25 protein-coding genes are annotated in these 25,686 nt (G+C 58.5%); 10 read left to right on the top strand and 15 right to left on the bottom strand.

From position 1 onward, the window contains the following. The first annotated feature begins 23 nt into the window (after positions 1-23). Positions 24-1,292: a MerC family mercury resistance protein gene (locus ABJM11_RS13865; RefSeq protein ID WP_348296468.1), complete on the top strand. Its 1,269-nt coding sequence runs from the start codon at positions 24-26 to the stop codon at positions 1,290-1,292. On the opposite strand, the gene ABJM11_RS13860 is transcribed toward ABJM11_RS13865, so the two are convergent. Next, positions 1,273-1,593, bottom strand: a complete 321-nt coding sequence (locus ABJM11_RS13860; protein ID WP_348296467.1) for a helix-turn-helix domain-containing protein — start codon at positions 1,591-1,593, stop codon at positions 1,273-1,275. The genes ABJM11_RS13865 and ABJM11_RS13860 overlap by 20 nt on opposite strands. Positions 1,594-1,695: 102 nt before the next feature. Between ABJM11_RS13860 and ABJM11_RS13855 the strand changes: the two genes are divergently transcribed. After that, complete coding sequence (locus tag ABJM11_RS13855; RefSeq protein ID WP_348296466.1) at positions 1,696-2,709, top strand: permease; 1,014 nt, start codon at positions 1,696-1,698, stop codon at positions 2,707-2,709. Between the two features lies 1 nt (position 2,710). Here ABJM11_RS13855 and arfB read toward each other — a convergent pair whose 3' ends face one another. After that, positions 2,711-3,124, bottom strand: a complete 414-nt coding sequence (arfB, locus tag ABJM11_RS13850) for an alternative ribosome rescue aminoacyl-tRNA hydrolase ArfB (RefSeq protein ID WP_348296465.1) — start codon at positions 3,122-3,124, stop codon at positions 2,711-2,713. Beyond that, complete coding sequence (locus tag ABJM11_RS13845; RefSeq protein WP_348296464.1) at positions 3,118-4,110, bottom strand: GTP-binding protein; 993 nt, start codon at positions 4,108-4,110, stop codon at positions 3,118-3,120. Before ABJM11_RS13845 ends, arfB begins: the two co-directional genes overlap by 7 nt. 142 nt (positions 4,111-4,252) lie before the next feature. Between ABJM11_RS13845 and ABJM11_RS13840 the strand changes: the two genes are divergently transcribed. After that, positions 4,253-4,822 carry a DJ-1/PfpI family protein gene (locus ABJM11_RS13840; protein WP_348296463.1) on the top strand — a complete coding sequence of 190 codons (570 nt, stop codon included), beginning with the start codon at positions 4,253-4,255 and terminating at the stop codon, positions 4,820-4,822. 47 nt (positions 4,823-4,869) lie between these two features. Then, positions 4,870-5,238, top strand: coding sequence for a ribbon-helix-helix domain-containing protein (locus ABJM11_RS13835; RefSeq protein ID WP_348296462.1), 369 nt, complete (start codon positions 4,870-4,872; stop codon positions 5,236-5,238). Between the two features lie 15 nt (positions 5,239-5,253). Here the strand turns inward: ABJM11_RS13835 and ABJM11_RS13830 are convergent, their stop codons facing one another. Continuing rightward, positions 5,254-5,946 carry an SDR family oxidoreductase gene (locus ABJM11_RS13830; protein WP_348296461.1) on the bottom strand — a complete coding sequence of 231 codons (693 nt, stop codon included), beginning with the start codon at positions 5,944-5,946 and terminating at the stop codon, positions 5,254-5,256. Between the two features lie 175 nt (positions 5,947-6,121). On the opposite strand from ABJM11_RS13830, the gene ABJM11_RS13825 reads away from it, so the two are divergent. Continuing rightward, positions 6,122-6,982 carry a PA4780 family RIO1-like protein kinase gene (locus ABJM11_RS13825; RefSeq protein WP_348296460.1) on the top strand — a complete coding sequence of 287 codons (861 nt, stop codon included), beginning with the start codon at positions 6,122-6,124 and terminating at the stop codon, positions 6,980-6,982. An 84-nt stretch (positions 6,983-7,066) separates the two neighbouring features. On the opposite strand, the gene ABJM11_RS13820 is transcribed toward ABJM11_RS13825, so the two are convergent. The 7 genes from ABJM11_RS13820 to ABJM11_RS13790 form a co-directional block, all read right to left on the bottom strand. Further along, entirely contained in the window at positions 7,067-7,600 is a 534-nt protein-coding gene (locus tag ABJM11_RS13820; protein WP_348296459.1) for a hypothetical protein, read from the bottom strand. A gap of 134 nt (positions 7,601-7,734) precedes the next feature. Then, the gene (locus ABJM11_RS13815) at positions 7,735-8,409 is read right to left on the bottom strand and encodes a hypothetical protein (RefSeq protein ID WP_348296458.1); all 675 of its coding nucleotides are present in this window, start codon (positions 8,407-8,409) and stop codon (positions 7,735-7,737) included. Continuing rightward, positions 8,410-8,754 (bottom strand): YdbL family protein, encoded by a 345-nt coding sequence (locus tag ABJM11_RS13810; protein ID WP_348296457.1) that lies wholly within the window; start codon positions 8,752-8,754, stop codon positions 8,410-8,412. A 29-nt stretch (positions 8,755-8,783) separates the two neighbouring features. Continuing rightward, a complete protein-coding gene (locus ABJM11_RS13805) occupies positions 8,784-8,948 on the bottom strand; it encodes a YnbE family lipoprotein (RefSeq protein ID WP_191967019.1) in 165 nt (54 codons plus the stop codon). Positions 8,949-9,017: 69 nt separating this feature from the next. Beyond that, positions 9,018-10,943, bottom strand: coding sequence for a YdbH domain-containing protein (locus ABJM11_RS13800; protein ID WP_348296456.1), 1,926 nt, complete (start codon positions 10,941-10,943; stop codon positions 9,018-9,020). 6 nt (positions 10,944-10,949) lie between these two features. Further along, on the bottom strand, positions 10,950-12,017 hold the full coding sequence (locus tag ABJM11_RS13795) for a carbon-nitrogen hydrolase family protein (RefSeq protein WP_348296535.1): 1,068 nt from the start codon (positions 12,015-12,017) through the stop codon (positions 10,950-10,952). A gap of 38 nt (positions 12,018-12,055) precedes the next feature. Next, positions 12,056-12,517, bottom strand: coding sequence for a hypothetical protein (locus ABJM11_RS13790; protein WP_348296455.1), 462 nt, complete (start codon positions 12,515-12,517; stop codon positions 12,056-12,058). Between the two features lie 162 nt (positions 12,518-12,679). Here ABJM11_RS13790 and ABJM11_RS13785 point away from each other — a divergent pair, with 162 nt between their 5' ends. Further along, positions 12,680-13,186, top strand: coding sequence for an NlpC/P60 family protein (locus tag ABJM11_RS13785; protein WP_348296454.1), 507 nt, complete (start codon positions 12,680-12,682; stop codon positions 13,184-13,186). Positions 13,187-13,199: 13 nt separating this feature from the next. Here ABJM11_RS13785 and ABJM11_RS13780 read toward each other — a convergent pair whose 3' ends face one another. Then, positions 13,200-14,240, bottom strand: coding sequence for a sodium:calcium antiporter (locus ABJM11_RS13780; protein WP_348296453.1), 1,041 nt, complete (start codon positions 14,238-14,240; stop codon positions 13,200-13,202). Positions 14,241-14,321: 81 nt separating this feature from the next. Here ABJM11_RS13780 and ftsH point away from each other — a divergent pair, with 81 nt between their 5' ends. Further along, positions 14,322-16,211 carry an ATP-dependent zinc metalloprotease FtsH gene (ftsH, locus tag ABJM11_RS13775; RefSeq protein ID WP_348296452.1) on the top strand — a complete coding sequence of 630 codons (1,890 nt, stop codon included), beginning with the start codon at positions 14,322-14,324 and terminating at the stop codon, positions 16,209-16,211. A gap of 146 nt (positions 16,212-16,357) precedes the next feature. Then, entirely contained in the window at positions 16,358-17,476 is a 1,119-nt protein-coding gene (locus ABJM11_RS13770; protein WP_348296451.1) for a GGDEF domain-containing protein, read from the top strand. A gap of 10 nt (positions 17,477-17,486) precedes the next feature. On the opposite strand, the gene ABJM11_RS13765 is transcribed toward ABJM11_RS13770, so the two are convergent. Then, entirely contained in the window at positions 17,487-18,596 is a 1,110-nt protein-coding gene (locus ABJM11_RS13765) for an ABC transporter substrate-binding protein (protein ID WP_348296450.1), read from the bottom strand. Then, on the bottom strand, positions 18,583-20,313 hold the full coding sequence (locus ABJM11_RS13760; protein WP_348296449.1) for a chloride channel protein: 1,731 nt from the start codon (positions 20,311-20,313) through the stop codon (positions 18,583-18,585). The genes ABJM11_RS13765 and ABJM11_RS13760 overlap by 14 nt, the downstream gene beginning before the upstream one ends. A 107-nt stretch (positions 20,314-20,420) precedes the next feature. Between ABJM11_RS13760 and ABJM11_RS13755 the strand changes: the two genes are divergently transcribed. After that, a complete protein-coding gene (locus tag ABJM11_RS13755) occupies positions 20,421-21,476 on the top strand; it encodes an alpha/beta hydrolase (protein ID WP_348296448.1) in 1,056 nt (351 codons plus the stop codon). Between the two features lie 137 nt (positions 21,477-21,613). Continuing rightward, positions 21,614-24,184 (top strand): FAD-dependent oxidoreductase, encoded by a 2,571-nt coding sequence (locus ABJM11_RS13750; protein ID WP_348296447.1) that lies wholly within the window; start codon positions 21,614-21,616, stop codon positions 24,182-24,184. Between the two features lie 27 nt (positions 24,185-24,211). Here the strand turns inward: ABJM11_RS13750 and ABJM11_RS13745 are convergent, their stop codons facing one another. Further along, complete coding sequence (locus ABJM11_RS13745; protein ID WP_348296446.1) at positions 24,212-25,594, bottom strand: L-serine ammonia-lyase; 1,383 nt, start codon at positions 25,592-25,594, stop codon at positions 24,212-24,214. Positions 25,595-25,686 lie beyond the last annotated feature (92 nt).

Genomic DNA, 25,686 nt, shown 5'->3' with positions numbered 1-25,686 from the left:
GACCGAAACAGGAGGAAACACCCATGGTTGCCGTTCTTGGATACTCACCGCAGCAAATTACCGAGGCCGTCCAGGATATGTACACTGCAGTGGCAGACAGACCCGACGCCCACTTCCATTTTCCTGTTGGCGGGCAGGCTCTTCGTTTTCTTGACTACGCCACCGCCGATGTGGACTCGCTGCCCCAAGGCGTCGCCGCGTCGTTCGCCGGTGTGGGCAACCCCTTCATGGCAGATGCCTTACACCCCGGAGACACCTCCCTGGATATCGGGGCCGGTGCAGGTAACGACTCGCTGATTGCGGCCTCCAGGGTTGGCACCGGTGGTCAGGTGATTGCGCTGGACCTGACCGCCGCCATGACTAGAAAACTCAAGTATCACGCTGACGGGCGTTATCCCAATGTAGGGGTCATCCAGGCGTCCGCCGAACATCTGCCTCTGGCGGACGAAAGTATTGATAGCATCACCAGCAACGGCGCCCTGAACCTGGTACCGAATAAGCGCCTGGCCCTCCGGGAAATGTTCCGGGTATTGCGACCTGGTGGACGACTGCAACTGGCGGACGTTGTCATAAACCGGCCTGTCAATGTCGACTGCGACTCCGACCCCCGCCTGTGGGTGGAGTGCGTGGTTGGCGCCACGGTAGAAGACAGCCTGCTGGCCATGCTGGGTGATGCGGGGTTTGAAAATATCCGAATTGTGCGTCGACTGGATTACTTCGCCCACAGCCCCAGCCAACAAACCCGAGAAATTGCGAAAAGCTTTGGTGCCCATTCCATTGAGTTGAGGGCCCAAAGGGCTGGCCGGGCACCGCAGTGGTGGCAACGCTGGTTGAGGCGATGTCATCCCAGGCGCTGGCTGACGGACCTGCATCGGCGGGGATTTCTCGGCGTGGCGACCCTGACACTGGCATTGATCAATTGTTATGGAGCCCTGGCTGCAGTGGCCATACTCGCGGCATTGGGGGCCGGCGTGGCGCTCACCCCAAGCCTGTGGGCCGGGACCATTGCCCTGCTCACAATCCTTGCAACACTATTCATCGCTGTCGGATACCGACGTCACCGTTCAGCGTTACCGGCTATTCTGTGCGTGATCGGCACTGTACTGGTTCTTTATGCCCTGTTTATCGACTACAGCGCTATCACTGAATTCGCTGGATTTGTTTTTCTGGCAGGCGCAGCTGGCCGGGATCTTTACCTGCGCCGGCGCGAGGAAGCGGCGCGTTTGGGGCTGGGGAGGCCAGAGTCACACGTGAAAACAGGCGTTTCCGGGGCTAGGACTGAGCGCCGGTAGTCTCGCTGCCAACCTCATGTCCCATGCAGCATTCCTCCCGGAGAAACCCCGTCAACTCTTCCAGCAACTCAAAATTTGGCAGGCACGTAATAACACGGCTTCGCTTTACTTGCCGAATGAGGCCTGCATTGGCCATGCGCGAGAGATGGTGGGACAGGGTCGACCCCGGTATATCAAGCTGGCGCTGCACCTCCCCAACAGACGCCCCATCGTGGCCGGCCTTTACGAGATACCTGAAAATCGACAGCCGGTGAGTATTCCCGAGCTCAGCCAGACACAGCGCTGCTTCTTCGTTTGTCATTACTATTGCCTTTAATTCGATAATTCTAGAAATGTACTTGACACAAGAAGACAGTGCAATTTAAGTTTATATTTCCATATATCTAGAAATATAGAGGTTGCTATGTCACAGGAAATGCAAGACACCCTGGGTATGTTCGCTTTTCTGGCAATAGAATTATCATTTCTGTTCCTGTTGATCAGTTGGCTCGTTGGCATATTGCAGCGTTATGTGCCGCAGGAAAAGATCGCAGCGTTGCTCAGCGCCCGGCAGGGGCGTAGTTATCTGCTTGCTGCGTTCCTGGGTGCTATTACGCCCTTTTGCAGCTGCTCGACAATCCCTCTGCTTAAAGGACTTATCCGGGCCCGTGCCGGATTCGGTCCGATGATGGTTTTCCTGTTCGCCTCCCCTTTGCTAAACCCGATCATCGTGGTCTTGCTTGCCGCAACCTTCGGCCTGGAGCTGACGGGAATATACGTTACCTTTGCTTTCCTCGTATCCCTCATAGCCGGATGGTCGCTGCAGAGCCTGGGATTCGAGCGCTATGTGCTGAACGTCGATACCGTTCAGGGCTGCAAAGCGGCAACCGGCAAGCCCCAGCCAGCAAAGGATGCAGGGGCTGGCTGTTCAGGTGGAAGCTCTGGAGGCAGCGGTTCAATTACCTACGGCCAGGGGTATGCAGCTCCCAACGTCTCCTATTATGAATCGATTCTCTGGGACATCCGGTCCGGAAAGTTCGCGGGGCTCTGGAGTGAAACCTGGTCGGATTTCCGGAAAGTGCTCCCATACCTGATGCTGGGCATTTCTATTGGAAGTGTAATATACGGTTTCGTACCGACCGGTTTGCTGGCCGAATACGCCGGCGCCAACAAGCCCTTCGCGATCCCCTTCGCAGCCCTCATCGGGGCTCCGCTTTACATTCGGGCCGAGGCCGTTATCCCGCTAGCCGCAGCCCTGTTGGGCAAGGGTGTCAGTGCGGGTGCCGTCATGGCGCTGATCATTGGCAGTGCGGGTGCCAGCTTGACAGAAGTGATTCTTCTGAAGTCTCTGTTTCGGTCGACTCTGGTGGCCGTATTCCTGGCGGTTGTTATTGGCATGGCGATCAGTGCCGGTTACGCAACTTACCTGCTGTATTGAATTAAAGCGGCACCTTGCCCCGCAAGGCTTTGGTTTTGCCTTTTTTGGTTTTTTTATCAACACGCCGGCGTTGTGAACCCTTGGTAGGGCGAGTGGGCCGGCGTGCTTTCTGCAGTTTTACCGCCTCCTGGATCAGTTCCTTCAGGCGCCCGAGAGCATCTTCCTTGTTGAGTTCCAGCGTGCGGTATTTCTGCGCTTTGATAACAATGATGCCTTCCTTGCTGATGCGCTGGTCAGAGATCACCATCAACCGCTCCTTGTAGAACGGCGGCAGACTGGAGTTAAGGATATCGAAACGCAGGTGCACCGCCGAAGCCACCTTGTTGACGTTCTGGCCTCCGGCCCCTTGGGCCCGGATCTGGGTAAGCTCAATCTCCCAATCACCCAGCTCAACAGTGTTGGAAATCTTCAGCATGACGGCACCATTTGCGCGACGGACTCCCGCAGACTGGCGTCCAGTTCATTGCTATCCAGACCCTGCTCACTGATGAGCTCGATGCGGGACAGATCCCTTGGCTCGCATTCAGAGACCGACAGCGCGCCGTCGGCCATGTTGATGGTCCGCCAGCCATCACTGGTACGAACCACTGCCTTGAAGCGGACAAAACGGCTGTCCATGGATAACGCCAGCAAGGCAGTCTCGGAAAATACGGTATCAGGATGTATCCTCCAACCCAGGCTGAAGTGGCCCTGGCCCTGGTTACTGATCCGTTGCCAGGGCTGCTCCCGGATATCCGGAACGGGCGTAGGCTCTGCCGGCTCGTGATGATGATGCGCATTGGGCGAAGCCACCTCTGACAATGCGGTTTCGCCATCAAGCCACGCGGTGTTCATGCGGCCCTGTCGGGTATGAAACACGGCTTTCTGCGATCCCTCCAGACTCCCCAGCCAGTCATCAAAGTGAGCAATCTGCTCCGGCTCGCACAGGTCCGTCTTGTTGGCTACGACGATGTCGGCTGCAGCAACCTGATCCCGGAACTGTACATTTTTCAGAACCCTGGGCTCCTCCAGTCGCCTGGGGTCCACCAGACAAAGCACAGGTCCCAATGCCAGTACGTCCTGATAGTGCTCGCCCGTTAACGTCTCGATAATCTGGGAGGGATGCCCAAGCCCGGTAGGTTCGATCAGCAACCTGTCTGGTTTCGCTTTGTGGATCAGCTGATTGAGACCAATCTGCATCGGCAATCCGGCCACACAGCACATGCAACCACCGGGAATTTCCCGCACAAAGGCACCCTCGGTTTCCAGTATGGCGCCATCAATTCCCACTTCACCAAATTCGTTCACCAGAACTGCCCATACTTCTCCCTCCGGCTTTTGCCTGAGCAGATCCAGGATGGCCGTGGTCTTCCCCACTCCCAGAAAGCCGAGAACGAGGTTGGTGGGTATTGGTGAAGTCATAGAGTGTCCATGTTGATAAATAAAAAAGAATCAGCCCGTCACAGTGTTATAACATAACACTGTAGTATTCCCCTAATACCCGCTGTCGTCTGGCACTTGTTAGTGTATTCAGGCTACCACCGACAAGCACAAGGAGAAGGGTATGAGCGGCAAAAAAATACTGATGATTACCGGCGATTTCACCGAGGATTATGAAACCATGGTGCCCTTTCAGGCACTCCAGGCTGTGGGTCATACGGTTCACGCAGTATGCCCGGACAAGAAGTCCGGAGACACCGTGGCCACTGCCATCCACGATTTTGAAGGCGACCAGACTTACACCGAGAAGCCTGGCCACCGATTTGCATTGAATGCGGATTTTGCCGGACTCAATCCCGCGGATTACGACGCTCTGGTTGTACCCGGTGGCCGAGCGCCGGAGTATCTGCGCCTGAACGAGGACGTGAAAAAGCTGGTGCGCCACTTTTTCGAAACCGACAAACCGGTGGCGGCCATCTGCCATGGTGCTCAACTGCTGGCTGCCGCGGGCGTTCTTGAAGGCCGCGAGTGTTCGGCCTATCCGGCCTGTCAGCCGGAAGTGGAACTGGCTGGTGGCCGCTTCGCCGCCATCGATGTTGACGCCGCGGTAACCGATGGTAATCTGGTGACGGCACCGGCATGGCCGGCCCACCCCCAGTGGCTAACACAGTTTTTCAAACTGCTGGACAAGTGACCGGAGCGGGGCCGTTACCGCGGCCCCGGATTCATGAGGAAAACGCCATGTGCAAACTCTTCGTCCACGCGGATTCGGACCTCTGGGTCAGCCGCACCCACTCCCTGCGTATCGACGGTATGGTTACCAGCATTCGTATGGAAAACGCCTTCTGGAACGCCCTCACGGAGATCGCCGCCCGAGATGGTATGAATCTGCCCCAGATGATCACCAGGCTCTATCACGAATCCATCGACGCAGGGCACGATCTTGGCAACTTCACGTCATTTCTGCGGGTATGTGCCATGCGTTACGTTGCCCTCCAGCTCAGTGGCGATATTCCCCGGGATACCCAGGTACCTATCGCGTCACTGGATGCCGAGAAGATACTCGCCAGAAATATGGACCAGAAGCCACCCAGCGAAGCGACTCACTGAGCGGCAACTGCAGCTTTATTCCAGCGGAGGCGTTGGTCGCACCAGAATTTCGTTAACATCCACGTGTGCTGGCTGGGACACCGCGTACATCACCGCCTGGGCGATGTCGTCTGGTTTGAGGGCGTTCGCCGGGCTTTCATCAAAGAACGGTGTATCCACCATCCCGGGCTCGACCAGAGTGACACGAATGCCAGAGCCACGAAGCTCCTCCCTGACGCCATAACCCATGGCAGAGACCGCCCACTTGGTAGCGCTGTACATAGAGCCCGGTATGGTTACCCGGCCGGCGGCAGAGCCGGTCAGCAGCAGGTGCCCCCGACTTTTCCGAAGGGCAGGCAGACAGCACTGGACGGTCAGCCCGGCACCGTAGATATTGGTCAGGATCATGTCCTTCCAGACCTCATGATCGGCGCCACTGAACCCGCCGGGTTCACCCCCACGACCAGCATTCGCAAACACCGCATCAATCCGCCCGAACGTGGCCAGGGCGTTGTCTACTACAGCCTGCTGGTCCTCCACGCTCTGCACGTCACAGCGGGCGATCATTACCCGTTCGCTCCCGCCCAGGTCCGTTTGCAGCTGTTTCAGTTTGTCTTCAGAGCGGGCTGACAGAACCAGACGGTAACCTGCCTTTTGCGCTGCCCGCGCGGTTGCCTCACCAATTCCGGATGAAGCGCCAGTGATCAGCATGACCGGATCGTTGCTCATAGACTCTCTCCTGCCTCAGGTGTTTATACCAGTGTTGCAGATTGACTACGCAATCTGAAGCAGCTGCGGATCACTTCGGGCATGAGGGTTCCGGCACCGATTTCAGGTAGTATACGCCCAGAGATGCCGGCCAGAACGATTTGCCGGCCAGGCGAACCAGGCAACCGACGGATTTATGAAGATACCGAAACGATTACAGCCCCTTGTCGACGACGGCATGGTGGACGAAGTGTTGTACCAGTTGATGAGTGGCAAGGAAGCGCAGGTATTCGTGGTGCGCTGTGGCGACAGTGTGCGCTGTGCCAAGGTCTACAAGGAAGCGCAGAAACGTAGCTTCAAACAGGCCGTTCAATACCAGGAAGGCCGCAAGGTTCGCAACAGCCGCCGCGCTCGGGCCATGGGCAAGAAAACCCGCTACGGGCAGAAAGAACAGGAAGATGCCTGGCTGAACGCCGAGGTAGACGCCTTGTACCGGCTCGCCGGTGCCGGCGTACGGGTACCGGAACCTTTCGGGTTCGTGGACGGTGTGCTGTTGATGGAAATGATCGCCGATGAAGACGGCAAGGCCGCGCCACGGCTGGATGACGTCACGCTCACGCCAGAACAGGCGCGGGCTTACCACATCAAGGTGATTGCTGACGTGGTGCGCATGCTCAGCGCCGGGCTTATTCACGGAGACCTGTCAGAATTCAATGTGCTGGTTGACGCCACAGGCCCGGTGATTATCGACCTGCCTCAAGCGGTCAATGCATCCGGGAATAACAGCGCCGAACAGATGCTGGAACGGGACGTAGACAACATGCGCCGGTATTTCGGTCGTTTCGCCCCGGAGTTACTGAACACCGATTATGGCAAGGAAATCTGGGCGCTCTACGAGTCCGGCGACCTGCACCCAGACAGCCGACTGACTGGCTGCTTCGAACACGACACCGAAAGCGCCGATGTCGACGAACTGATGGCGGTTATTGACGCTGCCAAGGAAGAAGAGCGCGAGCGCCAGGAGCGAATACGGGACGCCGAGGCAGGCGACGACTAGCCAGGAGCCAGGCTCGCCGACAAACCTGCCCACGCGCCACAAACAGCGCACCGGGTAACCCGTAATACGACCACAGCATCCGCATCAGATGGTTTGTACGGTTTTAACATTCCGGGTATCAAGAAGCGACTTTGCTTCCTGAAGTTGCTGTGTGCTGGAAGCGTGAACCGTCAGTACGTATTTGCCTTTGCTTAACGCGGACTGTGCCTTCATCAGATAGGGTGTGTGATCCGGACGAATCGTCACCGCCCCTGCGAGTAGCAGCCCTACCATTAGACCTAACGCGGCAAGCACTGAGGCGGCCACCACCGAGTTCTGGGAAATAAATCCGATGCCAAGGGCACTCAGCACGAGAAACACGACAAAACCCGCCACCACACCACCGGCACCCAACCCGACATGGGAACGTACAAGCGTGTTCCAGATGCCCTGATCCTCAGGCTCCAGCTCTCTGCCCGGATGCCCGTCACGGGGGCTCAGAACAGCCACCTGGTCATCCGTCAGGCTCGTTCCTTCACACAGGGCCCTGGCAGTGCCTCTGGCGTCACTCTCAGTGTCGAAAACAGCAGCTACTTTGTGGCTCTCTTGCTCGCCGGTAAGACTCATTGAGGATTTCATGAAATACCTCCTGAGTATCTCAGAGAATAAACGAGGCTCTTACTACACAGCATTGCCTCCTACCTCTAAAAATACAACCCACGTGCATGTATTGCGAATGACCATTCAGCAACAGGCGTTCAGGATTCCGCCGTCTACCAGGCGAGCCAGATGACATGGCGAGCACCCTTGCCCGGACGCAAAGCCCGTACTGTGACAGGCTCAACAGAGAACCCGGCACGGCGTAGCCTCTCGGTAAACGCGTACTCCGGCCCGGCGGACCAGTAGGCAAGGATGCCGTCGGCGCTGAGAGATTTCTGGGCGGCAGCAATACCCTCAGGGGAGTAAATCCAGTTATTTTCCTTACGGGTGAGCCCCTCAGGGCCGTTGTCCACGTCCAGCAGGATGGCATCCCAGTCGCCATCGCCTTCCCGCAGCAGTTCCGCTACGTCACCGATATGGACGTTGGCTCTGGCATCGTTCAACGGATAGCCGGCTGCGGCCCCCAACGGGCCCCGGTTCCACACCTCGACTTCCGGAACGAGTTCAGCCACAGTCACACGGGCAGTTTCCGGCAAGGCGCCCAGAGCGGCGGCCAGTGTGTATCCCATACCCAGCCCGCCAATCAAAACGCGGGGCCCGGGCAGCTCTGCAATGCGCTCGCAGGCAAGCGTGGCCAGGGCATCTTCCGAGCCGTGTAGCCGGCTATTCATCAGCTCACCGGTGGTCCCGGCGATCTTGATCGAAAATTCATCATTGCGCTGCAGCAGACGCAACCGGGTGCCGTTGCCGGGAATGGTTGCCGTGCCGATTTCCTCGAAACGAGCCATCTATTTTTGGACCCACTCGCCGTCCACCAGGATGTACTGCCCAGCCGGAGTTTTCTCAAGGGCCTTCTTGCCGGCCACTGTTTCCACCTGGGTCACGGGAATATCGTGTTTCTCGGCGATACGGGCGTACTCGTCCCGCCGCGCCTTGTTGATGGCTTCAACAATACCCCGGGCGTTGCCGTCTGCCTTGACCACTTCCAGATAACCGGTTGGCGTTTCGCCCACCAATCCCTGCTGCTTGGCGGCATCCAGCTGGCTTTTGGCTTCTTCCAGCCCCATCGAAAATGCGGGCATTGCCAGGCAAAGTACGAGGATGACTGCACCGAGTTGAACAAAAGGTTTCATGAGTGACTCCCTGGATTCAGAATTGACCATCAGAACAAACCCTTTTCGCCGAAGAGTTCATCCACGTCTTTATCCACCTTCACGTAGATCTCGTGCTGAATTTTGACGTTAAGATTTACCGTGATGGGCTCCTTGGGTGCCTCCATCTGCACCGTGGGCGTGCATGCTGCGGCACCCAGGGCCAGCGCCACCATCCCCAGCGTGTTTCGAATTTTCACAGGCAAAACGCCCGAGCTGTATCCGTTCATCTGCCTTACTCCTGATTAGTTTTCCGATCGGCCTGGCTGGTTTTGTTCATCCCGTTTCTGCATCAGGTTGCGCACCTTCTCTGTCACCGCTTCATTGACCCGGCCACTGAGCTGGAGGCTGGTCAGCAACGCCGGAATGTCTTCTTCCAGATTAATGTTAAGTACGATCGGGTGTCCGTCGCGCACCTCGGGGCTGCTGCCTTCGAGGCGCAACCCCAGAAACAGTTTGCCATTCTGGTCATAGTCTACCGTGCTGTTGAGAACGGTGTAGTGAAAGTTTTCCATCGCCTGCACCACCAGAGCCATGGCCTCGTTATTTTGGGCCATGCTTCTCAACCGCTCTGCCGGCAGCTTCAGCGTGCCACCCGGGGGCTCCGCTTCAACCTTCCCGGCATCGATACTGACACCCTGTTCGCCGATCAACACCGGCACAGTGCCCCGGAGTATACCGCTGCCCGAAAGGCCTTCTGAGGGGTAGACTTCCATCAGTTGCGATAATTCAATGTCGCTCAGCTCCAGCAAAATCTTCAGGGGCGTTTCCGTTAATTGCCACTCTGCGGGTTCAATGCGGAGATTGCCCCCCAGGAGCCCCGCAGCCCCCTGCTCCAGCACCAGGGTACCGGCAGCAAGCTGTTCAGTCGTCGACCGATAACGGCCGGCCAGTTGGATGTTATTGAGGGGGATGCCCGGATTAACGGAGGCCACCGACAAACCAGAGCTGTCGGCCTCCAGCCTGTCATCTGAAATCTCGATGGCCACCTTGCCCGCCAGCCCGGCCCAGGCCGTTCGGCCAAACAGCCCACCCAGGTCTTCGAAGCCGATTTCTCCCTGCATCTGAAGGCCGTCGGACGGAAAACGCAGCCCCAGGCTCGTGTGGATGCTGCCCTCCCCGATCTCAAGTTCCTCCGGCAAGGCAGTGAAGGTATCGGCCAGGGCACGGTGCCCTCTTGCACCGGTGGCGGTCATTTCGGCATCCAGGGCCGGAATGCCATCGAACGGGAAACGGAAAGCAATATCAGCGCTGGCCCCTGCGTCTGAGGAAAGCCTGCCATCGAACCTGAGGGCTTTAAGATTACCCCCCAGCCAACCATCGAGGCGCCAAGGCTGCGGGTTCAGGTGCGGATGATGGAAAGCGGCTGCCGTGGCCACCACTGGGCCCTCAAGAGCAAGCGTCTCAAGCGCCATTGGCTGCAGGCTATGCAGCGTAGTCAGTTTCGTGCCCGCCAGGTTGAGCTTCACGTTGTCCAATTGCGCGGCATTGGCCGGAGCATTCACCCGGGCGAGTTCCAGGCGCGTTTCATCGTTGAACTCCAGGGTAGCGGATTGCCCGTCGGCCTTGCCGGCAAACACCAGCTTCGCCTGCCCTTTGTGGAGTTGCCACCCGGCCAGGGTAATTGCTGGAGTCGCCCCCTCCACCTTCATGGCGTTGGTGACAAGTTCACGCTGGTCGGGCCTCGAAAGTTTTGAGACGGCCAGATCGCCCTCGGCACGTATCTCGTCGGGGAGAGTAAGAGCGAGCCGATCAATCATAATCTCTTCAGGCAACCAGAGCGGCAGATCAGCGGGAAGACCGTCAGACGCACCGGCCTGTTGTTCAGAGCCTGGCCACACCGGGATATCGACTCTCAACAGGCCCACCCGTAGTACGTTGAGCGCCGGCCCATGCCAGTCCCAGGTCCAGCCCAGCGACAGGTCCCCACCTTCCAGTGAATACGGTTGACCGTCCCGCACCTGGCTTGCAGAAAAATCCTGCAGCCGAACCCCGCCCAGAGATACCTCCATCCCCTGCCATTCGAGACTGTGTAGATTGTTTGCCTGCCGCCAGTCCTCCCATGCAACGCGGGCGTACCACCCTCCTGCAATCACAAGCAGCAGAAAGAGCAGCAGCCCCCAAAACAGTAACCGACGTAGTGTCCTGAACAACGTCACCAAACGGGCCATGACGGCTTACTGCCCACGCCAGTTCACTGTGTAGAGGTCGTGCCGGCGGTCCTTTAGATTCTTGACCGTACCGCTGTTGCGGGCAGTGAGCAGCGTTTCCGGCCTCAGGTCGGCGAAGGCGACTGTCTCCGCGTTTGGGGTGGTGTCCGCGGCGATGCCATCGCGGGCAAACGGGAAATCACAGGGTGTCAGAATGCAGCTCTGGCCATATTGCAGCTCCATATTGGGAACCTTGGGCAGGTTGCCCACATTGCCGGACATGACCACAAACAACTGGTTCTCCACCGCGCGGGCCTGACAACAGTAACGGACCCTCAGGTAACTCTGGCGCTCATCGGTGCAGAAGGGCACAAACAGGATCTGGATACCCTGGTCCACCAGGTGCCTGGTCAGCTCGGGGAATTCGGCGTCGTAACAGACCAGCACGCCAATGGGCCCACAATCGGTTTCAATGGCGGTAACACGGCTGCCACCGGTTATATTCCACCAGTAGGCCTCGTTCGGGGTGGGGTGAATCTTCGGTTGTGAAAACACCTGTCCGTCCCGAAGGAACACGTAGGCGACATTGCGAACGCGGCCGTCGTCTTCCTTGACCGGCGTTGAGCCGCCGATAATATTGATGTTGTGCCGAAGGGCCAGATCCCGCATCAGGTTCCGGAAGGGTTCCGCATATTCGGTCACCGCCTCGATGGCTTCTGCAGGCGTGCCCTCGCGGCTTTCAATGGACAGCAACTGCAATGTAAACAGCTCCGGGAAGACCACGAAATCGCCCTTGTAGGTAGCCACTACGTCGACGAAGTATCTGACGATCTCGCTGAATTCCTCGAACGACGCCACCCGGCGCTGTTGATACTGAACCGTACCTATCCGTACGGTATCCGGAACCCGCCGGCCATAGCGTTTACGCTTGCCGTTATCGTCACTACGGACCACCTTCGGGTTGCGCCAGACCAGGTGGATGCCGTAGCCAAGGGAGGCATGGTCTGCATCCAGGTAGTGAGGAATAATGCCATGGACCTCAAAGCCGTTATGCAGCTGAAATGACAGCACCGGATCGCGCTGTTTTTTGGCCATTACCGCCTTAACATAGGCTTCTACCGAGTCAAACTTTTTCAGACGTTTGGCCAGCGTGGGTAATCTGCCGGCAAACACCACTCCCTGTAATTCCAGCGACTGACACAGGTTCTTGCGCTCATTGTACAGGCGCTCGCCAATCCGGTAGCCGCGGCAGTCCGGGTCCACACAGACTCCATGCCATACAGCCACTCCCCTTCCGGGTCGTGCCGGGAAGCGTAGCCGTTACCGGTAATTTCGGTCCAGTCATGGGGCGCCAGCGCCACGTCCTCGCCAATGCGGAAGGTGGCACAGTAGCCCACCACGCGGTCACCAAGCATGGCGACAAACTGCCCTTCCGGAAAGGTATTGATCTGCCCGGTCAAAGGCCCAGCCGTGTAACCATACATGCCGGTCCCTTCATACACCCGGCGGCTCAGGGCAATGATTCCGGCAATATCGTTGATAGCGGCGTTTCTTACGTAAAGGCGCTGGGTCTTGTCAGAGAATGGCGGGCTCATTGAAACCTCGGGGGCAGAAAGCGTGCATCCATAGTTCGTGAATCGACCTCAAGCCGTCAAGTGGCGTTTTCGGGAAGACAAATCGAAGCAAACTTTAACCTGACAAAGGAATGCTCAGGCCTTTAAAGTAGCAAAATACCGAAAAGTCCGAGGTTACATGCAGTGAATCGATGTCAGACGCTCCCGCTTGTCACAGTTCTGGTCACGCTAACCTTGGCTGGCTGCGCCAGCAACCAGAACCTTCGCTCCACCGACGAAACCACGTGGCAGCCTTCCGGTGAAGCTGCTACCGCCGGTGACGCCGCGAAGGCAGACCGGTTATGGCAGGTGTTCGAGCGCTATGAGGGCACTCCCTATCGCTATGGTGGCACCTCCGCCAGCGGCTTCGATTGCTCCGGGTTCATAGCCACGGCCTTCGATGAAGCCCTGGGGCGCCAGTTACCCCGCACCACGTCCCAGATGCTTTCCGCAGGCGATGTCGTGGAGCGGGACCAGCTCCGGGCCGGAGATCTGGTGTTTTTCCGCATTAAGGGCAAAGACCAGCATGCAGGCATCTATATGGGCGGTGACAGTTTCATTCACTCCTCAACGTCCATCGGTGTGACCCACTCCTCCCTCAACGGGTATTACTGGCGGGACCGTTTCAGCCAGGCAAGGCGGTTCGATTAGTCTCCACTGGACACTAACCGCCTGCCAGCAGCAACACCACGCCCAGCACATAGAGCAACATAATCACCACGCTTTCCGTTCCGATCTGGCCGATACCGTGACGCTCACGGCGAATCAAACCCATCATCAACACGCCGGACATCAGCAGGGTAAGAACCGCCCAAAATTTTGAATCCTCCGGCATGGCGTGGTAAATCGAGCCTTCCCGGTAGGCAATATCAGAAGCTGCGGTGAACAGGGTATCGAAAGCATTGCCACCGATGATGCCGCCGACAGCCAGAGTCAGTGCACCGCGCCGAACGGCCGCGATGGATGTAACCAACTCGGGAATTGACGTACTGATGGCCGTCAGCATGACCCCGACCACGGTTTGCGACAGGTTGGTCTTCACCGCGATCACCGTTGCGGCAGGCTCCAGTGTCCAGCCCGCAAGTCCCAGAACAGACATCAGCACCAGAAACTCGGCCCATAGCCGGACCAGCGGTGGCATGGTCGCCAGATCGTCCGGGGTGTCTTCCCGCGTGTCTCTGGTAACGGAAGGTCGCCACATGGGCGACTCGTTTGCGGCGCGAACCAGATGGATACCGTAGAAATAGACGCCCAACAGCACCGGCGTTACCGGATGAACACCCGCAATCGTGTACTCTGGCAGGTAGGGAGCGAAGAGGATCAGCGCCAACAGGCAGATGAGCAGCCCGTTCTGCATCATGTTTGGAACAGATGCAGCGGCATGCTCAAGATTGGCGCGGCGGTATACCATGTCCGCAACGGCCAGAAAGAACGTTTGCACAGCGATGCCGCCCAGCGCGTTGCTCACCGCCAATTCAGCATGACCATTCCAGGCGGCGGTAACCGAGAGCACGGAACCACCCAGAGATGTCGAGGCCCCCAACAATACGGCACCTGCCGCAGCTTCCCCTATGCCGGTGCGATCAGCCAGCTGATCGACAATCCGGGTAATGCGTGTGCCGGCCACTGCAATAACCGCAGCGCATGCGCAAAACACAAGGCTGCCGTGCATCAGGCTCCAGTTTTCCGGGTCCAGTGGAATCATGGTTCTATTCCTTGCTAGCTGAGCAGTCGCGGTGTAAAACACCATTGGCAGGAGATTCTACAGCCATAAAGATGGGACACCATGACCGAGACACAAAAGCCCCAGCAATCCCAACAACCGCAACCTCCGCAAGTTCCGGCTCAATACTCGTTCCTATGGCTCAGTGCTGCAATCATTCTGATGTTTTTCTGGCTCCAGGACGGTGGTCAGCCACCGGTTACCGAATTACCCTACTCGCAATTCAAGGAAGCGGTCGCCAACGAACAGGTGGAGGAGGTCACCCTTCGGGCCGATCATATCGACGGTCAGCTGACCGAGGAGGGAGGCGGAGCCTGGGCCAAGGACACCAGTTCGCTCCGTTTCCATAGCGTTCGGCCGCCGATTGAAGACCCGGACCTGCTTCCGCTCCTGGAATCCCACGGGGTGACCATCAGCGCCCTGCCCGCAGAGCCTCCGGTATGGCAACAGGTACTGACCAATGTACTCCCCTGGTTGCTGTTTCTAGCATTACTGTTCTGGTTCTGGTCGTACGCCCAGAAACGCATGATGCAGCAGGGTGGCGGAGTGCTGGGTTTCAACCGCTCCAAGGCTCGCAGGGTGGAGAAACAGTTCTCCAGAACGAGGCTGTCTGACGTAGCAGGTATCGAATCCGCCAAGCGCGACATTACCGAGATTATCGATTTCCTCACGGCTCCGGAAAAGTACAAAGCCCTGGGCGCGGATATGCCAACTGGCATCCTGCTGGTCGGCCCACCGGGCACAGGCAAGACCCTGTTGGCCAAAGCCATTGCCGGTGAAGCAGATGTTCCCTTCTTCAGCATCAGTGCGTCCGAGTTTATCGAAATGTTTGTTGGCGTTGGCGCGGCAAGGGTCCGCGACATGTTCGAAACCGCTCGCAAGGAGGCGCCTGCACTGATCTTTATCGATGAACTGGATGCCATTGGGCGGTCCCGGGGCGCCGGTTTCGGTGGGGGCCACGATGAACGTGAACAGACTCTCAACCAGATCCTGACCGAGATGGACGGCTTTGAAGGTCATGAGAACGTTGTTGTGCTTGCAGCCACCAACCGCCCGGACGTTCTCGACAGCGCCCTGCTACGCCCTGGCCGTTTCGATCGCAAGGTGACGCTGGACAGGCCTCACAAGGAAGCACGCAAGGCTATTCTTGAAGTTCACGTCAGAAAAGTTCCGTTGGACAACGATGTTGAGCTCGAAGAAATTGCCGCCCGCACCATCGGTTTCTCCGGTGCCGACCTGAAAAATCTGGTGAATGAGGCCGCCCTGACTGCCGCGAGACTGAACCTGGAAAAGGTCAACAACGACTGCTTCGAGCATGCCCGCGACCGGATCGTGCTTGGGGAAGAACGCGATGCTGAACTGACTCAAGAAGAAAAGCAGGTGGTGGCTTACCATGAATGCGGGCATGCCATCATGGCCTATTTCATGCCCAAGGCTGACCCGCTCACCCGAGTCACTATTATCCCCCACGGCATGGCGATGGGGGTTACCGAACAGACGCCCAAAGAAGACCGCTATAACTATACCGAAAGCTATCTGACAGACCGTATCAAGGTCATGCTGGGGGGCCGTTCCTCGGAGAAGCTTATTTACGGTGAAGTAAGCACCGGCGCCCAGAACGACCTCAAGGAAGCCACCAAACTGCTGAGGCGCATGTTCGGACAATGGGGCATGAGTGAGAAAATCGGTCCTCTGGGACTGGGCATCGGTGAAGAGCATGTGTTTCTCGGGCGGGAAATGGGACAGCCAAGGGAATACAGCGAGCACATGGCGGAGCTGATCGACATCGAGGTTCAGGCAAAACTGATTGAGCTCGAGAAAGCGACGGTGAACTTCCTTTCGGAGCACCGCCAGCAACTGGAAGCCCTGACGGAAGCTGTTCTGGCAAAAGAAACACTCGCGGCCACAGACATTCAGGAGATTCTGGAAGGCAGTGCACAACAGCACACCTGAGCAGATTCAGAGACCACAGGAAGTCGTTTCTCAATCGTAGACTCAGGAGCGGATTGCGCGATAATATCTGTAGTGTGCATGTACTATTTTGCGGTTCTCATGCAGGTCGTACAGGGGATTCCACATTAAACGGATTTACAAGCGCTATGGACTCAGCACCCGGGAACAACCTTCACGCCATTCAGACAGAACTGAACCGCCTTGAGACCTACCGGCGGAGCATCTATCTGGGTGTCCTCATCCTCACCATTGCGATCATTCTGCTCAGCTGGGCATTTCGGGAAAACGGTGACGCTTTCATTGCCGTAGCCTATCCGGCCTTCGCATTGGTGCTTGCCGGCCTTTGTGTCGCTCTTTGGCGCAGAGCAGGCTCCCTCAGAACCATGGAGATCATCCTGGTGGCCACGGCGGGCGCCATGATTCTCAGCCGTCTTGCGTGGCATTTCGCGTTCAGCGACCCTTTGAATGAACATCTTCTTTTGTTGGCCGGCGGCCATTACTGGGCTGTAGGGATACTGATTGTTGGTGGCTTCATCACCCTTGGGTATCGGGGCGGCATGATGACCGGGGTAGGCACGTTCCTGTTTTCCGGAGCCCTGGCAGTTCATGAAATTCTGAGCTGTTTCCTGGCAGCGGGCGAGTTCTGCCACAACTGGGTTTACCTGGCGCGCATCCACCTTTTTCTGGCTGTGCTGCTGGCACTGACCAGCGCCGGAACCCTTATACGCGAGCGAACCTGGGGCGCCTTTACCCGCGCCGAAACCCTGCAGCACTGGGCCAACACCGACCCCCTGTGCGGCCTTTCAAACCGTCGTGGTGCCGACCGTTTTCTGTCTGCCGAGGCCGCGTTGGCAGACCGTTACCAACGTCCGCTGACCATCATTCTTATCGATATAGACCAGTTCAAAAACATCAATGACGAATACGGCCACAAGGTCGGCGATTCGGTTATCAGCGGGTTTGCAGACATTCTCTCCAGCACCGTACGCGAGGTGGACCTGGCAGCACGGTGGGGCGGTGATGAGTTCCTTGTAGCCACCCCCGGCGTTGATCTTCGCGCTGCCCGCCATGCTGCCCAGCGCTGCCGCAGGGCGATAGAACGGGCCCCCATTGCCGGCGTACCCGTCACGGTGACTGTAGGTATTGCCGAATACATCCCCGGCAAAGGGACCGATGATGCCATCAACCGCGCTGACGCCATGCTCTACCGGGCGAAGGCCGCCGGCCGTAACCGGGTCATCACCGAAGCCTGCGAACCGGCCTGACACTGGTCTGTCAGCGTTCCAGCCATTCGCGGAACCATTGCTCCCGTAACCTGACGGTCTGGGAATACCAGTGGTGGTCCCGCACAACGGCGGCATCCATGTGGGCCGGCGCCGTTGGCATATAGGGGCGCATCGGGACGCCTGTATCTGTGTGCAACCCTACCCTCTCCTGCGCCGATTTGCGGGCCGGTCCGTAGCTGATCAGGTTGGCCTGGGCCGCCAGGTTCTCCGTTCGCGTGGCAAAGGCGATAAAGTCCGCAGCCTGACCAGGCTGATCCGTGCCACGAAGAATGGTCCAGCTGTTAAAGCCGATCAGTTGCCCGTCCCAGATCACTGAAATAGGCGCTCCCTCCATTGCCCTGGCATGGAAAAAGCGACCGTTGTAGCCGGTGGCCATGGCTGCCTGACCACTTGCCAGCAGTTGAGCCGGTTCGTCCCCACGGGTCCACCAGACAATGGCCTCGCGAATATCCTCTAACCGTCCGGAAGCCAGCTCCAGCCCACGCCGGGTACTGAGCAGGTCATAGAGTTGCTCCCTGGGCACTGCCAGCGATAACAACGCCCACTCCAACAGTCCCGTCGGGGATTTTCGAAGGGCACGCTTGCCGGGAAATGCCTTGAGGTCGAAGAAGTCTTCCACACTGTCAGGCTTGACCCCCGGAAACGCCCTGTCATCGAATCCGATAACGGTCGAGAACACGATCTGGGTAATAAAGCACGGGTGAATGGCACCTTCCATGAAATCCTCCTGTGGTGGTGTGCCATCAGGCGCGGCCTCCAGAATCTCCGGATCAATGGATTCCAGCAGGCCCTCTTCACAGGCCGTGCTGGCGTCGGACTGGATCATGTCAATGACATCCCACTCGATATCGCCACTGGCAATATGCTCTCGCAGTACCTTCACGCCGCCATCATAATGCACCGTTTCGATTTCTATACCAGTTGCCTCGGTAAAGGGATCGAAATACGCGCGCCGCTGACTCTCCTCGTACGCACCACCCCAGGTTGCTACCGTAAGCACCTCAGGCCCTTCGTTACCGCGCTGTGCCTGCGAGACAGCCGAAAAGGCCAGCAGCCCGGCTGTCATTGCGGAATAGACCGCCAGGCTAAGCCGCTTCATTTTCTTCCTCTCGCAGGTCATGCACGATTTCCAGGTACGCCCGTATCACCGCTTCTTCCGGAACCACTCCCATCAGCCGGCCGTGCCGGTCCACCAGCGGGACCGCTTCACCCAGAAAGCCCCGCAGCAGTTCCATGGACTCCCACACCGAGGTGTTCTCATCGAAAATAGTGAATGATTGAATGGCCGTTTCCAGTATCGGCGTATCGGCGTTACTGTTCACTATGCCCTGTAGCCTGACCACCCCCAGCAGTTTTCCGTTCCGGTTGAGGACCATGGCTTCCGAACGGTGGTCGTCCACCAGGCGCTGGCGCACATCTCCGACGGTATCCCGATCAGTGGCAGTGGTGACATGTTTGGAGAGATAGTCGCCGATGCTGTGGGTTTCCAGTATCGCCTTGTCCCGTCCCAGGGAGAGATCAAAACCGCGGGACCGCAACTGCAGATCGAACAGTGAACGGCCGATAACCCGGTAGGAAATCAGGTTGGCGAAGACAACGGAAACCATGGCGGCTATCGTCAGATCGTAACTGCGGGTCAACTCGAATACGATCAGAATGGTGGTCAACGGGGCCCCGATGACGGAACTGGCCAACGCCATCATGCCGCAAATGGCGTATACCACCAGGCCGGAATGCGGAGCCGGTGCCACGTAGGGCAACACCAGCCCATAAAAAGCGCCAAACAGAATACCAATCAACAACGCGGGGCTGAAAACGCCGCCCACGAACCCGAAGCCGACACACACCGACGTCAGAACCAGCTTGGCAGCGATGATCAGCGCCAGCTCGCCAATTCCGAACGCCCCTTCGATGGTGGCAAACCGCAGGGTTTCCTGCCCGATGCCCAGCACTTCCGGTATCCACAGAGCCACGAGCCCCACTGCCAGTCCCGCTACGGCCGGGCGTGCCCAGAGCGGTGCAATATGACGCCGGGCAAGGCTGTTACTGAACTTCAGCAATACCATGAACACCCAGGCCAGGCCCGCACACAGCACCCCTTCCAGGGCAAAGAAGACGAATTCGTAACTGTGCTCCACCCGGTCGAAACTCACCAGGAACAGTGCAGGACGATCAAATATCACATTGGCAATGATATATCCCGTAGCCGCTGCCACTGTCACCGGTGCAAAAGCGCGCAACGAGTAGTGGCGAAGGATGACTTCGTGCGCAAACACCAGCCCCGCAATAGGCGCGTTGAAGGCAGTGGAAATGGCAGCCGCCACGCCACAGGCGATGGCAATGGAACGCTGGTGGCGGAGATTCAGCCGAAGCCCTCCCGCCAGGTTCCCGAACATGGCACCGAGATACACCAGCGGGCCATACTGTCCCACCGACGCCCCGCTGCCAAGCGATACCAGCGCAGCGAGCGTTGAAGCCACACCGCTTCTGAACCCAGGTGCGGGCCCGCTGGTCTGTGCAGCCAGAATAGCATCGGGCGGTGCCAGTCCACGCTTCTCCCTCACCAGGAAGTGAACAATCAGGCCGACAACAAGGCCACCACCTGCCGGCACCACGAGGGTGGCCACAGCCACCAGACCTGGCTGGCTTTCTGCCAGGATACGGGCATAGGGAGAGATCAGCAGGCGATCATTCAGGTAATGCACGGCATCCACAAATCCGATGGCCGCAAGTGAGGCGATAGCACCCACCGCCACGGCCACCACCATCACCATGCCAATCTGGTACGTAATCTTCTGAACGTTGCCTCTGTCCATACTGAGATTAAAGTCGCGATTGGCGAATCGCTCAAATGTTTACTTTGCCCGCCAAATAGGCGAAAACTCCGGTATCACAAGACGTTGATTGCCAAAAAGGCTCATTCATGATCTGGTTCGTACTGACGCTACTGTTAATGATTGTTCTGATCACGGTTCTGGTGCTTCGCGGGGAGAATCTCGCGCATCTGGACCGGGACGATTTCCCGAAACAGGACTACAACCCGAGCCCGGGCCACAACCAGGTACTGGAGACGATCCGGGACATGAGCCGCTCTGCCAGGGGCCTGAGGGGCAGGGCCCGGCTGATGGCCCTGCGTAAACACATGGACGGCCTGAGCGAGGGGCGGGAATTTGTTTCGGAATTCCGCCCATCCGGCCCCAATGCGCCAAGAGGTGAGTGGGTATTGGCACCTGGTGCCAATACCCGGCACCGGATCCTCTACATTCACGGCGGGGCATGGGTCGCAGGGAGCCCCCGCAGCCACCGCACCATCACCGACCGACTTTCGGAAGTGGCCAATGCTGCCGTATTTACCGTGGATTACCGGCTGCTGCCGGAACATCGTTACCGGGAAGGATTGCGGGACTGCCAGGAAGCGTATCAGTGGATGCTGGAACATGGCCCCGATGGCCCGGAGCCGGCGGAATTCGTGGTGGTGGCCGGGGATTCCGCCGGCGGCAGCCACACTCTGGTCCTGATTGCCTGGATTCGTGACCAGGGCCTGCGTCAGGCGGATGCGGCCGTTGCCCTGTCGCCATCCACCGACCTGACACTGACGGCGCCGAGCAACCGCCTCAATATCAAGACTGACCCCCTGCTTGGCCCCACCTTCGGCAGCCTCATGCGGGTGCCGCTGCCGGTGCTCTGGTGGCTGAGCTTTTTTGGCATGCGCCTGTCACCTTCCAGCCCACTGGCCTCACCCCTCCGGGGCAGCCTGGAAAACCTGCCACCTGTTCTGATCCACGCCAGCGACTCGGAAATGCTGCTGGACAACGCCCGTCGCTATGCCAACAAGGCAAAAGATTCCGGATCACCGGTACAGCTGAAAACCTGGCCAGGCATGGTTCATGTATGGCACATGTTTCCGGATGTTTTGCCAGAAGCTGAAGAAGCTTTTGAGAATATTGGAGATTTCCTGAGAAAGATTAAGCAGGGTTGACCCGCCCCTGCCCTTTGCCGTTTTTGGACGGCTTGGTGTCGTATTGGATTTACCTCCCCTGACCGATCAGAGCCACATTGAATCAAGGCCGTGCCGCGACATATGCGGGCATTCAATGCGGGGAAAGGGGAATCAAGATGGCACAACTACCCAAACGTGCAAAGGTCGTCATCATCGGTCAGGGCGGTATCGTGGGGTCCTCGGTAGCTCATCACCTGATTGAGCTGGGCTGGGATGACATTGTAGGGCTGGAGAAATCCGCCATTCCCTCAGATATCGGGTCCACCTCCCACGCCTCTGATTTCTGCTTCACCACCTCTCATGACAAACTGAATATTTACACTACCAAATACAGCCAGGCCTTTTACGAAAAACGTGGCAATTATGTGAAATGCGGCGGTATGGAAGTGGCCCGCATTGACAATGACGAGCGCATGGACGAACTCCGTCGGAAGGTGGGCTCCGGCAAGGCCTTCGGCACCAATGTCAGCATGATCTCTCCGAAGCAGGCGAAAGAGCTGTTTCCGCTGGTGGAGGAAAGCCAGATCCAGGGCGCCATGTGGGACCCGGATGCAGGGCTGGTGGTTCCCCGTTCCCAGAAGGTGGCCGGCGATCTGGTGGAGGAGGCGGTCGCCAGCGGAAAGCTTCAGGCCTTTGCCTACACACCGGCCATTCGTATCGATGTCCAGAACGGCCAGGTGCGTGGCGTGGAAACCCACAAGGGCTACATTGAAACCGAATATGTCGTGCTATCCATGGGCATCTGGGGGCCTCTGATGGCCAACACCGCCAACGCCCCCCTGCCGCTGATGCCGCTGGAACACCCGCTGCTGTTCTTTGGCCCCTATGAGGACCTGGCCGGCACCGGCAAGCAGATTGTCTATCCACTATTTCGCGACCAGGGCAACTCCGCCTACGTTAGGGACACCGGCGACCCCACCACCACCGAAGGTGGCCGTATCGAATGGGGCTATTACGAGGCCGAAAACCCGCGTCTGGTTTATCCCGGTGCCATTGCCGAGCCTGGCGAGGCGCGGATGTCACCGTCCATGCGCGACCTTTCCCTGGAACAGGTCATGAACGCCTACGAAAAGGCCATCGAAATGACCCCGATTCTCGGCGAGCTGGGCTGGGAGGAAAAGCATTCCTTCAACGGCCTGCTGTCGGTGACCCCGGATGGCGGCTCGTTGATGGGAGAATCCCCGGAAGTGCGCAACCTGTGGTTCTGCGAGGCAGTCTGGGTCAAGGATGGCCCCGGGGCGGGCAAGGTACTGGCGGACTGGATGACCCATGGGGCTCCGGACATGGACCCTCACAGCATCGACATTGCTCGCCATTACCCGCTGCAGAAAACGCCGGAGTATGTCTACAACCGCTGCTACGAGACCGCCAAGAAGATCTACACCCCGGCGGTTCACCCCCGCGAGCCCTACCTCACCGGCCGCAGGATGCGGACCAGCCCGTTCTACCTGCGGGAAGTGGAGCTGGGTGCCTACTTCATGGAAGCGGCCGGCTGGGAGCGGGCTCATGGCTACGCTGCCAACGAGCCCACACTGCTGGCGAAATACCGGGACCGCATACCGGTGAGAGAACATGAGTGGGATGCACGGCATTTCTGGGAAGTGTCCAACGCCGAGCAACTGGAGATGAGCGAGTCTGTGGGCATGATCAACCTCTCCCATTTCGCCATCTTCGACATCACCGGTGACGACGCCGAAGCGCTGCTCGAATATCTTTCCGTGGCCAAGGTGGGTGGCACGACACCCCACGGTAAAGGCGTCTACACCCACTTCCTCGACGGTCGCGGCGGCATACGCTCCGACCTGACCATTATCCGCCGGGGCGAGAAAGACTACCGTGTGGTCTGCGGCGGCGACACCGGCCACCGGGATTACTGCTGGATTACCCGCATGGCGAGGGAGAAAGGCCTGGAAAACATCCAGCTGCACGACCGCACGGACGAGCTGGCAACATTGGGGCTCTGGGGCCCGGAAGCGAGGGAAACCCTGGCCCGGTTCGTCACTGACCCGGACCAGCTGTCGGCAGAGAATTTTCCGTTTGCCACCGCCCGGGAACTGAACATACAGGGCGTTCCGGTCTGGGCTTTTCGCATCTCTTACGTGGGTGAACAGGGTTGGGAGCTTTACTTCCCGTTCAGCTATGGTCTGCGGATCTGGGACCTGCTGTTTGAGGCGGGTGTTACCCCTGTGGGCATCGAAACCTATGCCAATACCCGGCGCCTGGAGAAGAGCCTGCGCCTGCAGAACGTGGACCTGGAAACCGAATACAACCTCTATGAAGCCGGGCTGCAGCGGCCGAAGGTCAAGGAGGCGGATTTCCACGGCAAGGCCGCCTATCTGGAACAGCGGGGCTGGCCCAGCCAGGCAGCGTATCTTTGTACCATGACCATGACGGACCACAGGGACGCCAATGGTGTCCTGCGGTATCCGGTCGGCCAGTGGCCGATCCTGGACCCCCAGACCGGGGAGGTGCTGGTGGACAGCCACGGCCGCCGTTCCTACAACACCAGCGTGGTGTGGGGGCCCTCCGTGGGCAAAATCATCCTGCTGGGATATATTCCGGTGGACTATGCCCAAGAAGGCCGGGAACTGCTTCTCGAATATTTCCAGGAGCACTACCCCATCCGTATTGAGGCGGTGGGCTACCGTGCCCTGTTTGACGCGGACAACGAACGGGTCAAGTCGTGACCGGTGCTCGCCGGCTGGCCCTGACGGTCAGCATTCAATGATGTTGACCGCCAGCCCTCCTCTTGCCGTTTCCTTGTACTTGTCCAGCATATCGCGGCCGGTTTCCCTCATCGTGTGCAACACTTTATCCAGCGATACGTAATGCTTGCCATCCCCCCTCAGGGCCATGATGGCGGCATCGATGGCCTTCACCGAGGCCATCGCGTTGCGCTCGATACAGGGAATCTGCACCAGCCCTCCAATGGGGTCGCAGGTCATGCCAAGGTGATGCTCCATGCCAATTTCGGCCGCGTTTTCCACCTGTTCCGGCGAACCGCCGGTCGCCGCAGCCAGTCCGGCCGCAGCCATGGCACAGGCCGAACCAACCTCGCCCTGGCAGCCCACTTCAGCCCCGGAGATGGATGCGTTTTCCTTGAACAGCACGCCAATCGCCCCGGCGGTAAGCATAAAACGCACAATGCCATCTTCGTCCGCCCGGGGACAGAACTCCCAGTAATAGTGAAGCACCGCCGGAATAATGCCCGCCGCGCCATTGGTTGGCGCTGTTACAATCCGTCCCCCGGCGGCGTTTTCCTCGTTAACGGCCAAGGCATATAGATTCACCCAGTCCAGGGCGCTCAGGGACGGTGAAATCAGATCCACCCTCTGCTTGTCCATCAGCGAACGATACAGCGACGCGGCACGGCGCCGGACCCTGAGGCCGCCAGGCAACTCTCCTTCATGGGCAATACCGTTCTGTACGCAGGTCCGCATCACCCGCCAGAGCTCCAGGATACCGCCGCGAATCTCATCCGGTGTGCGCCAGGCCTGTTCATTGGCGTACATGATATCGGCAATTGTCAGCCCCCCTTCCCTGCACAGGCTCAGCAGCGCCTTGCCGCTGCCGAAAGGGTATGGCTGTGGCGTATCGTCTTCGCGAATCGACGGAGTGCCTTCGGTGGCGGCATCCACGACGAAACCACCGCCCACGGAGTAGTAGGTTTTTTCGTACAGGCACTGGTCATTGTCGTCGAACGCCTGGCACGTCATGCCGTTGGGGTGGTCAGGCAGGGATTTACGGCGGTAATAAACCAGGTCGGTCTTCTCGCGGAATCGAACAGGGTAACGCCCTGCCATCAAAAGGGTCTCGCTGCCGCGGATGCGTTCAAGGCGAGCCGGCATTTTCTCCGGGTCGATACGGTCAGGCCGTTCCCCCTGCAACCCCATCATCACCGCGGGGCCGGTGCCATGGCCCTTGCCGGTAGCCCCAAGTGAGCCATACAGGGAAACCCTGACCCGACCCACAGACGCCATCAGTCCGTCTCCCTCCAGAGCCTCGGCGAAGCGCCGCGCAGCCTCCATCGGGCCCACGGTATGGGAGCTGGAAGGTCCAATGCCTACCTTGAACAGTTCAAACAGGCTGATGGCCAATTCGGGCACTCCTTCATGGGGACCTGTTTCAACAATAGCTCAGCCGGTGTGCGGCCGTATGCTTGCCGGCGACACCGAAAAGATGATTTACG

The organism is Marinobacter sp. (genome assembly GCF_039977835.1).
In the GTDB taxonomy this organism is placed as follows: Bacteria; Pseudomonadota; Gammaproteobacteria; order Pseudomonadales; family Oleiphilaceae; genus Marinobacter.
This window is presented reverse-complemented; position numbering and strand designations above follow the sequence as displayed.

What these genes read in the sequence shown, in the direction of transcription:
- ABJM11_RS13840 (WP_348296463.1), top strand. Translation starts at nt 4,253, where the DNA reads ATGAGCGGCAAAAAAATACTGATGATTACCGGCGATTTCACCGAGGAT.
- ABJM11_RS13805 (WP_191967019.1), bottom strand. Translation starts at nt 8,948, where the DNA reads ATGGTGGCGCTGGCCCTGGGTGCCGCAGCATGCACGCCCACGGTGCAG.
- ABJM11_RS13795 (WP_348296535.1), bottom strand. Translation starts at nt 12,017, where the DNA reads ATGGCCAAAAAACAGCGCGATCCGGTGCTGTCATTTCAGCTGCATAAC.
- ABJM11_RS13825 (WP_348296460.1), top strand. Translation starts at nt 6,122, where the DNA reads ATGAAGATACCGAAACGATTACAGCCCCTTGTCGACGACGGCATGGTG.
- ABJM11_RS13820 (WP_348296459.1), bottom strand. Translation starts at nt 7,600, where the DNA reads ATGAAATCCTCAATGAGTCTTACCGGCGAGCAAGAGAGCCACAAAGTA.
- ABJM11_RS13860 (WP_348296467.1), bottom strand. Translation starts at nt 1,593, where the DNA reads ATGACAAACGAAGAAGCAGCGCTGTGTCTGGCTGAGCTCGGGAATACT.
- ABJM11_RS13845 (WP_348296464.1), bottom strand. Translation starts at nt 4,110, where the DNA reads ATGACTTCACCAATACCCACCAACCTCGTTCTCGGCTTTCTGGGAGTG.
- ABJM11_RS13810 (WP_348296457.1), bottom strand. Translation starts at nt 8,754, where the DNA reads ATGAAACCTTTTGTTCAACTCGGTGCAGTCATCCTCGTACTTTGCCTG.
- ABJM11_RS13815 (WP_348296458.1), bottom strand. Translation starts at nt 8,409, where the DNA reads ATGGCTCGTTTCGAGGAAATCGGCACGGCAACCATTCCCGGCAACGGC.
- ABJM11_RS13790 (WP_348296455.1), bottom strand. Translation starts at nt 12,517, where the DNA reads ATGAGCCCGCCATTCTCTGACAAGACCCAGCGCCTTTACGTAAGAAAC.
- ABJM11_RS13865 (WP_348296468.1), top strand. Translation starts at nt 24, where the DNA reads ATGGTTGCCGTTCTTGGATACTCACCGCAGCAAATTACCGAGGCCGTC.
- ABJM11_RS13765 (WP_348296450.1), bottom strand. Translation starts at nt 18,596, where the DNA reads ATGAAGCGGCTTAGCCTGGCGGTCTATTCCGCAATGACAGCCGGGCTG.
- ABJM11_RS13835 (WP_348296462.1), top strand. Translation starts at nt 4,870, where the DNA reads ATGTGCAAACTCTTCGTCCACGCGGATTCGGACCTCTGGGTCAGCCGC.
- ABJM11_RS13760 (WP_348296449.1), bottom strand. Translation starts at nt 20,313, where the DNA reads ATGGACAGAGGCAACGTTCAGAAGATTACGTACCAGATTGGCATGGTG.
- ABJM11_RS13770 (WP_348296451.1), top strand. Translation starts at nt 16,358, where the DNA reads ATGGACTCAGCACCCGGGAACAACCTTCACGCCATTCAGACAGAACTG.
- ABJM11_RS13750 (WP_348296447.1), top strand. Translation starts at nt 21,614, where the DNA reads ATGGCACAACTACCCAAACGTGCAAAGGTCGTCATCATCGGTCAGGGC.
- ftsH (WP_348296452.1), top strand. Translation starts at nt 14,322, where the DNA reads ATGACCGAGACACAAAAGCCCCAGCAATCCCAACAACCGCAACCTCCG.
- ABJM11_RS13755 (WP_348296448.1), top strand. Translation starts at nt 20,421, where the DNA reads ATGATCTGGTTCGTACTGACGCTACTGTTAATGATTGTTCTGATCACG.
- arfB (WP_348296465.1), bottom strand. Translation starts at nt 3,124, where the DNA reads ATGCTGAAGATTTCCAACACTGTTGAGCTGGGTGATTGGGAGATTGAG.
- ABJM11_RS13855 (WP_348296466.1), top strand. Translation starts at nt 1,696, where the DNA reads ATGTCACAGGAAATGCAAGACACCCTGGGTATGTTCGCTTTTCTGGCA.
- ABJM11_RS13800 (WP_348296456.1), bottom strand. Translation starts at nt 10,943, where the DNA reads ATGGCCCGTTTGGTGACGTTGTTCAGGACACTACGTCGGTTACTGTTT.
- ABJM11_RS13780 (WP_348296453.1), bottom strand. Translation starts at nt 14,240, where the DNA reads ATGATTCCACTGGACCCGGAAAACTGGAGCCTGATGCACGGCAGCCTT.
- ABJM11_RS13830 (WP_348296461.1), bottom strand. Translation starts at nt 5,946, where the DNA reads ATGAGCAACGATCCGGTCATGCTGATCACTGGCGCTTCATCCGGAATT.